The organism is Microbacterium arborescens (assembly GCF_030369635.1).
Taxonomy (GTDB): Bacteria; Actinomycetota; Actinomycetes; order Actinomycetales; family Microbacteriaceae; genus Microbacterium.
Window position 1 is genome coordinate 756,003 of sequence record NZ_CP128474.1, and the last position, 11,804, is coordinate 767,806.

16 protein-coding genes are annotated in these 11,804 nt (G+C 70.4%); 9 read left to right on the forward strand and 7 right to left on the reverse strand.

Going from position 1 to position 11,804, the window contains the following annotated elements; all coding sequences use genetic code 11:
* Positions 1-38 precede the first annotated feature (38 nt).
* The 4 genes from QUC20_RS03480 to QUC20_RS03495 all read right to left on the reverse strand — a co-directional run bounded on the left by QUC20_RS03480 (position 39) and on the right by QUC20_RS03495 (position 2,235).
* Positions 39-764, reverse strand: coding sequence for a YidC/Oxa1 family membrane protein insertase (locus QUC20_RS03480; RefSeq protein WP_289330968.1), 726 nt, complete (start codon positions 762-764; stop codon positions 39-41).
* Between the two features lie 114 nt (positions 765-878).
* Entirely contained in the window at positions 879-1,160 is a 282-nt protein-coding gene (locus QUC20_RS03485; RefSeq protein ID WP_120263355.1) for a DUF6412 domain-containing protein, read from the reverse strand.
* Positions 1,160-1,336 carry a hypothetical protein gene (locus QUC20_RS03490; RefSeq protein ID WP_289330969.1) on the reverse strand — a complete coding sequence of 59 codons (177 nt, stop codon included), beginning with the start codon at positions 1,334-1,336 and terminating at the stop codon, positions 1,160-1,162. Before QUC20_RS03490 ends, QUC20_RS03485 begins: the two co-directional genes overlap by 1 nt.
* A gap of 113 nt (positions 1,337-1,449) precedes the next feature.
* Positions 1,450-2,235 (reverse strand): siderophore-interacting protein, encoded by a 786-nt coding sequence (locus QUC20_RS03495; protein ID WP_289330970.1) that lies wholly within the window; start codon positions 2,233-2,235, stop codon positions 1,450-1,452.
* A 101-nt stretch (positions 2,236-2,336) separates the two neighbouring features.
* Between QUC20_RS03495 and QUC20_RS03500 the strand changes: the two genes are divergently transcribed.
* From QUC20_RS03500 to QUC20_RS03515, 4 genes are read left to right on the forward strand one after another with little or no spacing between them, the layout of a single operon-like run.
* Entirely contained in the window at positions 2,337-3,323 is a 987-nt protein-coding gene (locus tag QUC20_RS03500) for a siderophore ABC transporter substrate-binding protein (protein ID WP_120263353.1), read from the forward strand.
* A gap of 53 nt (positions 3,324-3,376) precedes the next feature.
* On the forward strand, positions 3,377-4,351 hold the full coding sequence (locus QUC20_RS03505; protein WP_289330971.1) for an ABC transporter permease: 975 nt from the start codon (positions 3,377-3,379) through the stop codon (positions 4,349-4,351).
* The gene (locus QUC20_RS03510) at positions 4,344-5,366 is read left to right on the forward strand and encodes an iron chelate uptake ABC transporter family permease subunit (protein WP_289330972.1); all 1,023 of its coding nucleotides are present in this window, start codon (positions 4,344-4,346) and stop codon (positions 5,364-5,366) included. Before QUC20_RS03505 ends, QUC20_RS03510 begins: the two co-directional genes overlap by 8 nt.
* Positions 5,363-6,121: an iron ABC transporter ATP-binding protein gene (locus QUC20_RS03515; RefSeq protein WP_289330973.1), complete on the forward strand. Its 759-nt coding sequence runs from the start codon at positions 5,363-5,365 to the stop codon at positions 6,119-6,121. The genes QUC20_RS03510 and QUC20_RS03515 overlap by 4 nt, the downstream gene beginning before the upstream one ends.
* A gap of 92 nt (positions 6,122-6,213) precedes the next feature.
* On the opposite strand, the gene QUC20_RS03520 is transcribed toward QUC20_RS03515, so the two are convergent.
* The 3 genes from QUC20_RS03520 to QUC20_RS03530 all read right to left on the reverse strand — a co-directional run bounded on the left by QUC20_RS03520 (position 6,214) and on the right by QUC20_RS03530 (position 8,217).
* A complete protein-coding gene (locus tag QUC20_RS03520; protein WP_023952268.1) occupies positions 6,214-6,432 on the reverse strand; it encodes a hypothetical protein in 219 nt (72 codons plus the stop codon).
* Positions 6,433-6,458: 26 nt separating this feature from the next.
* Positions 6,459-7,448, reverse strand: coding sequence for a DNA-3-methyladenine glycosylase family protein (locus QUC20_RS03525; RefSeq protein WP_434543652.1), 990 nt, complete (start codon positions 7,446-7,448; stop codon positions 6,459-6,461).
* A 76-nt stretch (positions 7,449-7,524) separates the two neighbouring features.
* Positions 7,525-8,217: a winged helix-turn-helix domain-containing protein gene (locus tag QUC20_RS03530; RefSeq protein WP_120263349.1), complete on the reverse strand. Its 693-nt coding sequence runs from the start codon at positions 8,215-8,217 to the stop codon at positions 7,525-7,527.
* A 400-nt stretch (positions 8,218-8,617) separates the two neighbouring features.
* Between QUC20_RS03530 and QUC20_RS03535 the strand changes: the two genes are divergently transcribed.
* From QUC20_RS03535 to QUC20_RS03555, 5 genes are all read left to right on the forward strand, one after another.
* A complete protein-coding gene (locus tag QUC20_RS03535; protein ID WP_289330974.1) occupies positions 8,618-9,184 on the forward strand; it encodes a P-loop NTPase family protein in 567 nt (188 codons plus the stop codon).
* Positions 9,181-9,474 (forward strand): GNAT family N-acetyltransferase, encoded by a 294-nt coding sequence (locus QUC20_RS03540; RefSeq protein ID WP_289330975.1) that lies wholly within the window; start codon positions 9,181-9,183, stop codon positions 9,472-9,474. The genes QUC20_RS03535 and QUC20_RS03540 overlap by 4 nt, the downstream gene beginning before the upstream one ends.
* Before the next feature lie 118 nt (positions 9,475-9,592).
* A complete protein-coding gene (locus tag QUC20_RS03545; protein ID WP_289330976.1) occupies positions 9,593-9,826 on the forward strand; it encodes a hypothetical protein in 234 nt (77 codons plus the stop codon).
* Positions 9,823-10,182, forward strand: coding sequence for a hypothetical protein (locus tag QUC20_RS03550; protein ID WP_259455232.1), 360 nt, complete (start codon positions 9,823-9,825; stop codon positions 10,180-10,182). The genes QUC20_RS03545 and QUC20_RS03550 overlap by 4 nt, the downstream gene beginning before the upstream one ends.
* 132 nt (positions 10,183-10,314) lie before the next feature.
* Positions 10,315-11,775 (forward strand): MFS transporter, encoded by a 1,461-nt coding sequence (locus tag QUC20_RS03555; RefSeq protein WP_289330977.1) that lies wholly within the window; start codon positions 10,315-10,317, stop codon positions 11,773-11,775.
* Positions 11,776-11,804: the final 29 nt, after the last annotated feature.

Here is an 11,804-nt window from a genome sequence, read left to right on the forward strand (position 1 = left end):
CTCGCTCGGGAAGGGGCCATTCCTGTCAGGTCACGCGTTCACGCCGCTGTCGGCGGGAGGATGCGGCGGAGGATGAGTCGTTGCGCCAGCGTCCAGGCCACCGTCACCGCCAGGTAGAGCCCGGCCGCGAGCGGCACGAACACCGCGACCACCGCCGTCGCGAACTGTGCCGCGCCGAGCAGCCCCGACACCGCCGCCGGGGCGTCGGTGACACGGGACGACCGGCGGGTCAGCTCGCCGACGAGCGCGATCGCGGCGATCACGAAGCCGAACACGAGGGCGGCTGCGAGCGGCACTGGCCCCGACGCGACGGTGCCCGCGAGGCTCGACCCGAGCGGGACACCGGCGAGTGTTTCGGTGAGCAGCCCATTGGCATGGCCCGCGATCGTGGGATGGATGAAGACCCCGTAGAGCAGTCCCACGACGGGGGCCTGGACGAGCAGAGGCAGGCAGCCCGCCGTCGGCGAGACGTTCTCGTCGCGATAGAGCTTGAGGGTCTCGCGCTGCAGCCTCTCGCGGTCGGTGCGGTAGCGCTGCTGCAGCTCGCGCAGCTGGGGCGCCAACCGCGCGCGGGCGCGATCCGCGCGTGCCTGTGCGACCCCGGCGGGAATCAACGCCGTTCGCACCACGACGGTGATGAGGATGACGGATGCCGCGGCGGCGAGGCCGCCGAGCGCAGGTGCGAGTGCCGCGGTCAGAGCGGCGAGGATCGAGGCCACCGCGTCGAGCGCGGCGGCGGTGGGCGGGAAGGAGGACAGGTCCATGATGAGTCCGATCGTCGAGGCTGAGCACGAGGGATCAGCCGCGAAGGGACGCCGGACGGCGCTGGCGCGGAGCGCGCGGGTGCGCGCGTGGGTCGGGAGCCGTTCCGGGCGTGGCTACGCGGCCGAGGTCGCGTAGCCCGGGGCGCGGGGGCGTCGTCGACCGGGAGCATCCGGGTCGCTCTGCGCCAGCAGCGTCGACGGTGAGATCGACCGTCGCGGGTGGGGTCGCCGTGAACCCGCGGCCCCGGTCGTCGTGGTCGCGGCCGAGATCGAGACGACGGCGATCGCCATCGTGACAAGGGCGACGGCGGCCGCCGTCGCGAGCCCGCTCGAGTCGCCGACGGACATCGCACCTATGACCGACAGCAGCATCGGGATCACGGAGAGGAAAGGCATCACACCACCTCGGTCCGCGCCCAGCCGGAGGCGCGCTCGAGCAGAGCGGCATCCCCGTCGAAACGTGCGCCCTCTGAGCGCGACCGTCGCGGCGCGAGCAGGAGAAGCGCGACGAAACGGCGCATCGCCTGGGCCAGCGAAGCGTTCGGCAGCGGTGCTGTCGAGGCGGCTTCCATCCCGCGATGCTAGCCGAGCGTCGCCGCGCGGCGCAGGCCGTCACCTGTCAGTTCCGGCCCCATCTCGCGCGGCGAAGGGGCGGGAACTGTCAGGCGAAGCGGGTCCGCGCGGGTCAGTGGGGAGCGTGGTACTCGGGCTCGCCCCGCTTCCAGTAGCCCTTGACGGTGATCTGCTCGGGGTCGAGGCGCCAGCGCTCGATGAGCAGCGCTCGAGCCGAGCGCACGATCGACTGTTCGGCCGCGACGAATCCGAAGATGGCGCCGCCCGGTCGCGGCTCGTCGCCGAGGGCGTCGAGCCGGGCGGCGAGGGCAACGCCGGCGGATGCCGATCCGCGGTGCACCTGCTCGACGACGACCCCCGGCGGCGTGGCGATGGGCAACTCGTGCTCGGCGTCGGGCACCTCGATGAGCACGCGCCCGACGGCGACGGCATCCATGTGATGGGCGAACCGCCGGATGGCGGGGACGGCTGTCTCGTCTCCCGCGAGGAACCAGCCGTCGGGGCGGCCCGTGAGCACCGCCGACCCGCGCGGGCCGCCGATCCCGATCGTCGACCCGACCTCCGCCGTCGCCGCCCACTCCGCTGCGACGCCGTCGCCGTGCAGGGCGAACTCGAGATCGAGCCAGCCCTCGTCGGCGTCCCAGGAGAGCGGGGTGTATTCGCGGCTCGGCGCCGCCCGCATCTCGTCGATGCTCTCGGGGGCCACCTCGGGGAAGAAGACGCGCACGTGGTCGTCGCAGCCCGGGGAATCGAAGTCCCGCAGATCCGCGCCTTCGAGTCTCACGCGCACGTAGGCCGGTGTCAGCCATTGTCGGGCGGCCAGACGTACGAAGCGAAAGCGCAGGTCGAGCGCTCGGCGGGCGATCCGGAATGAGGGGGTTGCGGTCGAGGCGGACATAAAGGTTAGGCTAACCTAAGTGGCTGGCCGGGGTCTCGATTTCGGCACCCGGTCGCCCGTCGACCAGCATCCGATTCGCACCGCACCAGGAGATACGTCACGTGAGCCATGCATTCCGCCGTCCCGCACTCGTCTCGATCGCGCTCGTCGCAGCACTCGGCCTCGCCGGTTGCGCCTCGTCGGCGAGCCCGGCCGCCGAGTCCGGTGGCGACGCGAGCTCGCCGACGACCGTCTCCGTGACAGACAACCACGGCGAGATCGAAGTGCCCGTGGCGCCCGAACGCGTCGTCGCGCTCGACAACACGACCTTCCAGACGCTGAGCGACTGGGACATCGACCTCGTGGCGGCACCGAAGCCGCTGATGTACGACCTATGGCCCAACCTGTCCGGCGGCGACGAGGTGCTCGACGTCGGGCTGCACCGCGAGCCCGACCTCGAGGCGATCATCTCGGCGCAGCCCGACCTCATCGTCGGGGGATACCGCTTTCGCGACATCTACGACGACCTGAGGGCGATCCAGCCCGCGACGATCGAGACCAGCGCTCGCGAGGGTGAGGAGCAGGTCGCCGAACTGAAGCGCCAGGTCGAGATCCTCGGGCAGGTCTTCGACCGGCAGGATGACGCGAAGAAGCTCGCCGACGACCTCGATGGCGCCGTCGCCGACGCGAAGGCGGCCTACAACGGCACTGACACGGTGGTGGGCCTGCTCACGTCGGGCGGCAAGATCTCGTTCGCGGCCCCGGGGGAGGGGCGCGGCGTCGGTGCCGTCTTCCCCACGCTCGGGCTCGTCCCCGGCATCGATCGCGGAGCCGAGAACGCCTCGCACGGCGACGACATCAGCGTCGAGGCGATCGCGGCGGCGAACCCCGAGTGGCTGATCGTGCTGGATCGCGACGCCATGTTCGGTGAGGACGGCTACGTCTCGGCCAAGGAGCTTATCGAGGGCTCCGAGGCCCTGCAGAACGTTCCCGCCGTGCAGAAGGGGCAGATCGTCTACCTCGCACCGAGCTTCTACCTCGACGAGGGCATCCAGGCCTACACCAAGCTCTACGCCGACATCGCGACGGCGTTCGCCGCGGCGGCCTGATCGTTCTGCGCGGTGCCCCGGCCGGGACAGCTGGCCGGGGCCCGTGATCCGTCATGATTTCTCTCACCGTTCCCGCCCGCCTCCGCGGGCGTCTCGTCCTGCCGGCCGCGATCATCGTCGTGGCCGGTCTCGTCGTGCTCTCACTCTTCGTCGGCGTCTACGACCTCGCCTCCGGCGGCGTCGGAGGCGAGATGCTGTGGATCACCCGCATTCCGCGCACGCTCGCGCTGGTCCTCGCGGGCTGCGCGATGGCCGTCTCGGGCCTCGTCATGCAATTGCTGACGCAGAACCGCTTCGTCGAGCCGACCACCACCGGCACGACCGAGTGGGCAGCGCTCGGCCTCCTCGCCACGGTGCTCCTGGTGCCCGACGCGCCGCTGGTCGTGCGTATGGTCTTCGCGAGCATCGCGGCGTTCCTGGGCACGATGGTCTTCCTCGCGATCCTGCGGCGCATCCAGCTGCGCTCGTCGCTGATCGTCCCCCTCATCGGCATCATGCTCGGCGCCGTCGTTTCGTCCTTCACGACCTACCTCGCGGTCAGCGCGAACGCGCTGCAGATGCTGGGCACGTGGTTCATGGGCAGCTTCACCGCCGTCGTCCGCGGCCGCTACGAGGTGTTGTGGATCGTCGGCATCGTCGTCGTGCTCGTCGCGCTCTTCGCCGACCGGCTGACGGCGGCGAGCCTCGGCAAGGATGTCGCGACGACGCTCGGCGTCGACTACGAACGGGTGCTCCTCCTCGGCACGGCTCTCGTCGCCGTCGCGACCGGGGTCACGACCGTCGTCGTGGGGTTCCTGCCCTTCCTCGGGCTGATCGTGCCGAATCTCGTGTCGATGTGGCGCGGAGACAACCTCCGCGCGAACCTCCCGTGGGTGTGCCTCGGGGGAGTGGCTGTCATCGTCGTCTGCGACATCGTCGGCCGCGTCATCCGGACGCCGTTCGAGGTGCCCGTCTCGATGATCCTCGGCGTCCTGGGTGCTGCGGTGTTCGTCGCGCTGCTGCTCCGGCAGCGAGGGCACGATGGCTGAGGCGCTGCGCGGTGCCGTCGATGCGCCGTCCCCGACCACCGTGGAGCGGGTGCCGCGGGTCTGGCTGCGATTCGTCGTTCTCGCGGTCGTGGTCGTCGCGGCCGCCGTGCTGCTGCTGACCTGGAACATTCCGCTCGATCCGGGACGGCGCGGCTATTGGCTCGCCGTGGATCTCCGGGTCACGACGGTGGCGACGGTCGCGATCGTCGCGTGCTGTCAGGCGGTCGCGACTGTGCTGTTCCACACCGCGACGGGCAACCGCATCCTCACACCCTCGATCATGGGGTTCGACGCGCTCTACGTCGTGATGCAGACCGGCCTGGTGTTCTTCTTCGGTGGAGCCGCGCTCGCGGCCACCGACGGGCTCGCCAAGGTGGCTCTCCAGAGCCTGCTGATGGTGGCCTTCGCGACCCTCCTCTATGGATGGCTCTTCGCCGGCAAGCGGGGGAACCTGCACATCATGCTGCTGATCGGAATCGTGCTCGGGGTCGGGTTCGGCTCGCTCTCGTCGGTGATGCAGCGGCTGCTCACGCCGAGCGATTTCGACCTGCTCTCGGCGCGGCTGTTCGGCAACCTGAGCAACTCGAACCCCGAGTATCTTCCGTGGGCTGCGGTGATCGTCGCGATCGTCCTCGTCGTCGTATGGCGTCGCCGCCGACGTCTCGACGTGCTGACCCTCGGCCGCGACGTCGCCACGAACCTCGGCCTCGCGTACAAGCGCGAGGTGACGGTCCTGCTGATCCTGGTGGCCGTGCTCATCTCGGTCTCCACGACGCTCGTCGGCCCGATGACCTTCTTCGGGTTCATCGTCGCGACCCTCGCCTACCAGCTCGCCGGATCGTCCCGCCACGCCGTGATCCTGCCCTTCGCGGCGCTGTTGGGGGCGGCGATGCTGCTCGGCGGCTACTTCGTGCTGCGGCACGTGTTCTACGCCGCGGGCATGCTCACGGTCATCATCGAGTTCGTCGGCGGCCTGTTCTTCATCGTCTACCTTCTGCGAAAGGGCGCGCTGTGATCACGCTCACCGACGTCGCGAAGTCCTACGGGGGTCTGCGCGTGCTGGGTCCCATCGACCTCCAGATCCCGGCCGGCGGGGTGACGGCCCTCGTCGGGCCCAACGGCGCCGGCAAGTCCACGCTGCTCACGATCGTCGGGCGCCTGACCGAGCCGAGCACGGGCACGGTCACCGTCGGAGGTCTCGATGTCGCGCGCACCCCGAGCCGCGAGCTGGCGCGCGTCGTGTCGATCCTGCGACAGGAGAACCATTTCGTCACGCGGCTCACGGTGCGCGACCTCGTCGGCTTCGGGCGCTTCCCCCACTCCGGAGGACGCCTCACCCCCGACGATCGGCGCCACGTCGATGAGGCGCTGCGATTCCTCGATCTGGAGGATCTCTCCCACCGCTACCTCGATCAGCTCTCCGGCGGGCAGCGTCAGCGCGCCTACGTAGCGATGGTGCTCGCGCAGGACACCGAGTACCTCCTGCTCGACGAGCCGCTCAACAACCTCGACATGCGCCACGCGGTGGGGATGATGCGGCAGCTGCGGCGCGCAGCGGACGAGCTGGGCAAGACCGTGGTCGTCGTCATCCACGACATCAACTTCGCTGCCGCTTATGCCGACCGCATCGTCGCGCTCACCGGGGGAACGGTGGCGTGCGCGGGGACGCCGCACGAGATCATGCGCCCCGCTGTGCTCGAGAGCGTGTTCCACACGCCGATCGCCGTTCGCGACGACGGCGACTATCCGCTCGCCGTGTACTTCCGCTGAGCCGCGCGGAGCAGGCCGTCACCTGTCAGTTCCGGCCCCATCTCGCGCGGCGAAGGGGCGGGAACTGTCAGGCGAAGCGGTTCCCGCGGGCGTCAGAGCTGCGCGCCGTCGTCATCGCGGTCGTAGACGCCCTCGTTGCGTCCGCGACGCGACTCGTACGCGATGAGCCAGCCCACCGAGATCGCCGCAGCGAGCACGAGCCCCAGCCACACGTTGTTCATCACGAGGCCGAACACGATGCCCAGCACGAAGACGAGGGCGGCGCCGAGCGCCCAATAGGTGTGTCCGCGCTGCCATCCCCGATTCGCCATGACCCGAGCCTACGATGCCGGGGGCGTCAGCGGTCGCGATGGTCTTCGGGATGCAGCCGCGGCCCGCGACGGGGTTCGAACACGCCGCCGGCGTAGATGAGCCGGATGACGCGCTGTCGATGGCCCCGCCACGGCTCGAGCAGTTCGAGCATCCCGTCGTCGTCGACCCGGTGCCCCGTCAGGGCGTAGCCCACGGTGTGGCACAGGTGATAGTCGCCCACGCTCACGGCGTCGGGGTCACCGAAGGCGCGGATGCGGGTCTCGGCCGACGTCCACGGCCCGATGCCCGGCAGCGACGTCAGGATGCGTTCGCGCTCGTCGCCGTCGGATGCCTCGCCGACCGCGCGCTCGATCGACGACCGTCGCTGTGCCGCGCGCACGACGGTCCGAGACTGCGGCGGTTCGAGACCGGCGCGATGCCACGCCCAGCTCGGGATGAGGTGCCAGTCGGCGGGAGGGGCGAACATCGGACGCGGCGTCGGTCCCGGCGCGCGCTCGCCGTACCAGGTCACGATCGCGCGCCACGCACCGAACGCCTGCAGGCCGGTCACCTTCTGCTCGAAGATCGCGCTCGCGAGGTCGTCGAAGACGAGATCGGTCGCGCCCAGGCGGATGTCGGGATACCGGTGATGGATGTCGGCGATGAGCGGATGCCGCGCCATGTCGAAACCGTCGGGATCGTCATGGCCGCCGCACAGCCGCGGCAGCTGCTCGATCGCCCATTCCGCGCCGGGACCCCACGCCGCCGCCCTCACGAGCGAGCGGCCCACCCGCAGGGCGAGCGTCGCGATGCCGTGCGGCGTGCGGCTGACGCGCCAGATCACCTCGCCCGACGTGGTCATGGTGGGATCGTGTGCGCCGTGCTGCTGGTGGCGCACCGCACGGGCGACGTCGGTCGGCGCGGCCGGGCGGTACTCCGTCTCGATCGGGCGGGCGTGCGACGGTTCGGTCTCGCGACCCCGTTCGCGGACCGCCGGGCGACGGCCTGGCATCCGTCCCGTCGTCACCGCGCTCATGGGCACACCCTACGTCGGAACCTCCGACATCCCGCCGTGAGAGACGCCGGATGATGCCGCGGCGCGGTGGCCCGGGTCAGAAGCGGTCGGGCGACGGCGTGCCGTGTCCGTAGCGGATGACCACGTCGGCGTGACGGTCGAACCGGTAGCCGACGCCGCGCACCGTGCGCACGATGTCCTCGTAGCGTCCGAGCTTCGCGCGCAGGCGGCGCACGTGGACGTCGATCGTGCGCTCACCCGGCGCCTCGTCGTCGGAGCCGTTGTTCCACAGCGACTCGACGAGCTCGGAGCGCTCGATCGTGCGACCCTCGCGGAGCACGAGGTACTGCAGCAGCTCGAACTCCTTGAAGGTGAAGGCCGCGGACTCGCCGTCGATGAAGACGCGCTTGCGCGAGATGTCGACGGTCACGCCGCCGGGAACGTGGTCCTCGGACGGGACGTCCTGCTTCGTGCGAGCCACGGCGCTGGGTTCGTGGAGCGCGAGGCGCACGACGTCGACGTCACGGCCACCCGTGCCGATCGGTGCGAGCGCGACGGTCGCGTAGGTCTCGGCGTGGGGTGCGAGGTCGCCCAGCGTGCGGCGCAGAGCTTCGACGAGGGTCGAGAGCGAGACGCCGTCGGCGGCGGCCTTGGCCTCGTCGATGCCGACGTAGAGCGCGAAGCCGCGCGGCGCGGTCGAGGTCGCGGCGGCGGGGGCCGGCGGAGGGGTCTCGACGGCGCGGAGGTGGCGAGCGGGGGCGGCGGGGGCGAGAAGAGCGGTGTTCGACATGGGAGGTTCGTCCTCGGAACGTGAACCCGGGCTGGCAGCCTGCGGCGGGTTCGGGTGTGCGTTGCGTGAGGCCCAGCGGGGGCCGGTGAGCGAGCATCCGGATGTCGGCGTTGTGGGCCGTCCATCGGAACTCGGGGATCCGCGGCCGCGTTCAGAAGCGGCGGAGGATCAGGCGGGGTTCACCTGTCAGCGGCACATTCGGCAACACATGACAGCACGCTGCGGCATCATCATGATGCCGGCAGTTCCGTTCGCCTCCCGGGCGGACAGAGTGCGTGCGATGTCAGTCATGGGGTTGATTATGACGATCCGTGTCCCGATGTGTCAAACACACCAGCTCGCGGCGTCGTCCGATGACGGAATGTGACAGATTGCTCAATCGTCGCTACGGTGCACGATCGTGGCTACGCGTATCCGCATCGTCGGCACCTCCGGCTCGGGAAAGAGCGTGCTCGCGGACCGCGTCTCAACGCGCACGGGGCTCCCGCGGCTCGAGCTCGACGCGGTCTTCTGGGATGCCGGCTGGCGCAGGCGCGACCTCGACGAGGCGCACGCCCGGGTCCGCGGATTCATGCGGCAGCACCCCGAGGGCTGGGTCATGGACGGCAACTGGGACTCGAAGCTGGGCGATCTGCTCGACCCGGGCTCGCCGGAAGGTCCCGACACGGTCGTATGGCTCGATCTCCCGCGTCGGCGCGTGATGCGTCAGGTGATCGGGCGCACGCTGCGGCGTGTGGTGCGGCGCGAGGAGCTCTGGCACGGGAACCGCGAGCGTGCGAGCAATCTGCTCCGATGGCATCCCGAACGCAACATCATCCGGTTCGCGTGGACCAATCATCCCGTCACGCGTGAGCGGATGCTCGGGCGCATCGCCGCGGGGGAGCGGATCGTGCGGCTGCGCAGTCGTTCGGAGATCGACGTCTGGCTGGCCTCGCTGCCGCCGGCCGGGCGTAGCGTGGCCTCATGAGCGATCTGACCTTCACCCACGAGAAGGATGCCTCCCGCTACACGTTGCACCGCGGAGGCGACCTCGTCAGCGTGCTCGACTACCGCGACGACGGGCGCACCGTCGCGCTGACCCGTGCCTACACGATACCGACCTTCCGCGGTCACGGTTACGCGGCCGAGGTCGTCGAGCGGGCCGTGTCCGACATCGAAGGGGCCGGCGACCGGACGATCAGCCCGGTCTGCTGGTACGTCGCCGACTGGTTCGAGGCCCACCCCGATCGTGCGGGGATCCTGCAGCCGCGACGCTGACCGGCCGCGCCGCGGCGGAGTCTTCGGCGGGCTACGTCCCACGCCGCGCGCCTGTCAAGACGGTGCTGACGATCGGATGCCGGCGTCAGACTGGGGCCATCGATCGAAGGAGACAGTCATGAACCGCGATCTACCCGAGGGTGTCGTCGATCCCGATGGCGCTGGGGCCACCTCGCTCGCCGCGAGCGAGGCCGAAGACGACGCCGTCCGCGACGCTGACACGCCCGCCGATGCCGCCGCGATGCCCGACGGTGACAGCCCCGACGGCTTCGTCGAGAGCGCCGAGATCCAGCAGGGGCTCGACCCGGACCTCGTCACCGACGAGCAGGCGGACGAGGAGGAGCAGCGATGAGCGGACAGGCCGACGAGATCGACTCGAGCGTCTCGGACTCCGCGACGCAGGACGCCCCCGAGACGGGGCGTGGTGGCACACGCGCCACCTCGGCGGGGACCGACGGAGACGTCACGCCTCCGAAGGAGGACACCCCCGTCTCCCCTCCGGGCGTGCAGGACGGCCCGGCGCTGTCGATGCACGACACGACCGAGCGGGAGCGCATCGACGGGCTCATCGCGCAGCTGCGCGCGGATCTCCCGGGTGAGAACCGGGCGACGGTCGAGAAGTACGTGCGCCAGCGCGTCTCAGAGGTCGGCCTCGGTGTCGGCGAGGACGAGATCGCGCGGATCGTCGACGACCTCGCCGTCGACTGACCCGACGACGTCGCGAATGCCCCGGGCCGGCCTCGGGGCATTCGTCGTGCCGGGGCTGTTCTCTTTACGGCCCCCGGGCCGACAGTGCAAGGGCGGGATCGCTGCCTTCGCGCGGGCGTAGCCTGACCCACGATGAGTGACACGGCGAGCATCCCTCTGTCGGTGCACCAGCGGTGGCGGGCTTTCTGGGTCTGCGTCGCCGTGGCGGCGCTGACGATCCTCGACCTGACGAAGGTCAACGTCGCGCTGCCCTCGATCGAGAAGGCCTTCGGGGCGGGCTCGACGGAGCTGCAGCTCATCGTGTCGGGGTACGTGCTCACGTTCGGACTGACGCTCGTGCCCGCCGGACGCATCGGTGACCAACGGTCGCGACGCGCGCTGTTCGTGATCGGACTCTTGCTGTTCACCGTGACGAGCGTCGCGTGCGCGCTCGCGCCGAACACGGAGGTGCTCCTGGCCGCCCGTCTGGTGCAGGGCGTCGCGGCCGGCATCCAGATGCCGCAGGTGATCGGACTGGCGCAGGAGATGTTCCAGGGGGCCGAGCGCGGCAAGGCATTCGGGCTCTTCGGCGCCACCATCGGAATCTCGACGGCGTTCGGCCCGACGCTCGGGGGCCTCATGATCGCGTTGGGCGGCGCCGAGGACGGCTGGCGCTACATCTTCTGGATGAACGTCCCGCTCACCCTCGCCGTCCTCGCCGGGGTCGTCTGGCTCCTCCCGAAGACACGCGAATCCCGGCCGGCGCGGCTGCAACTGGATCCCGTCGGTCTCGTGCTCTTCGCGTTCGTCGTCATCGCGCTGATGGTGCCGTTCCTCCTCACGACCGGCGCGCAGGGCGACGATCCGCAGCGCTGGTGGTCGCTCGTGGCCTTCGGGGTCTTCGCCGCCCTGTTCGTGTGGTGGGAGCGTCGCTATGCGGCATCCGGCAAGCATCCGCTCATTCCGCTGCAGCTCTTCGCCATCTCGTCGTACCGCAACGGCACTCTCATCCAGGCGGTCTACTTCATGGCGCTGCCGGCGATGTTCCTGCTGACGACGCTGTTCCTGCAGTTGGGCGTCGGCCTCGAGCCCGTCTTCGCGGGCATGGTCTCCATCGGCTTCGCCGTCGCGAGCGCCGGCGCCTCCTACGTCGGCGGCCGGATCGTGACCCGTGTCGGGCGCCCGCTCGTCGTCGGGGGTCTGATCATCATGCTCTCGGCGGTCGTCGCCCTCGCCCTCGTCGCCTACTTCGTGCCGCCCGGGATCGTCGAGTTCGCGATGGCGGGAGTGTTGACCGTCGGGGGCTTCGGGGGTGGCCTCGTCATCTCACCGAACCAGACCCTGACCCTCGCGGACATCCCGGTCAAGCAGGGCGGGCTGGCCGGCTCCGTCGGTCAGCTCGTGCAGCGGATCGGCACGGCCGTCGGAACCGCCGTCGCCCTGTCGCTGTTCTACTCGACGGTGAACCGGCTCGGGGGTGGATCGACACCGCGGATCGATGTCTACCACGACGCCTACGCCCTCGGGATGGTCTCCGTCGGGCTCTTCCTCGCGCTCGCCCTCGTGCTGGGCGTCGCCGATCTGACGTCGCGGCGACGCGCCGGCCGGGTCTGAGTCTGCGCCTTCCCCGCGGGGCACCCCGG

Bases quoted from the DNA above. Each gene is read 5' to 3' on its own strand.
- QUC20_RS03525 (WP_434543652.1), bottom strand. From the start codon at position 7,448: ATGAGCGCGGTGACGACGGGACGGATGCCAGGCCGTCGCCCGGCGGTC.
- QUC20_RS03480 (WP_289330968.1), bottom strand. From the start codon at position 764: ATGGACCTGTCCTCCTTCCCGCCCACCGCCGCCGCGCTCGACGCGGTG.
- QUC20_RS03505 (WP_289330971.1), top strand. From the start codon at position 3,377: ATGATTTCTCTCACCGTTCCCGCCCGCCTCCGCGGGCGTCTCGTCCTG.
- QUC20_RS03545 (WP_289330976.1), top strand. From the start codon at position 9,593: ATGAACCGCGATCTACCCGAGGGTGTCGTCGATCCCGATGGCGCTGGG.
- QUC20_RS03530 (WP_120263349.1), bottom strand. From the start codon at position 8,217: ATGTCGAACACCGCTCTTCTCGCCCCCGCCGCCCCCGCTCGCCACCTC.
- QUC20_RS03490 (WP_289330969.1), bottom strand. From the start codon at position 1,336: ATGGAAGCCGCCTCGACAGCACCGCTGCCGAACGCTTCGCTGGCCCAG.
- QUC20_RS03510 (WP_289330972.1), top strand. From the start codon at position 4,344: ATGGCTGAGGCGCTGCGCGGTGCCGTCGATGCGCCGTCCCCGACCACC.
- QUC20_RS03555 (WP_289330977.1), top strand. From the start codon at position 10,315: ATGAGTGACACGGCGAGCATCCCTCTGTCGGTGCACCAGCGGTGGCGG.
- QUC20_RS03520 (WP_023952268.1), bottom strand. From the start codon at position 6,432: ATGGCGAATCGGGGATGGCAGCGCGGACACACCTATTGGGCGCTCGGC.
- QUC20_RS03485 (WP_120263355.1), bottom strand. From the start codon at position 1,160: ATGCCTTTCCTCTCCGTGATCCCGATGCTGCTGTCGGTCATAGGTGCG.
- QUC20_RS03495 (WP_289330970.1), bottom strand. From the start codon at position 2,235: ATGTCCGCCTCGACCGCAACCCCCTCATTCCGGATCGCCCGCCGAGCG.
- QUC20_RS03540 (WP_289330975.1), top strand. From the start codon at position 9,181: ATGAGCGATCTGACCTTCACCCACGAGAAGGATGCCTCCCGCTACACG.
- QUC20_RS03550 (WP_259455232.1), top strand. From the start codon at position 9,823: ATGAGCGGACAGGCCGACGAGATCGACTCGAGCGTCTCGGACTCCGCG.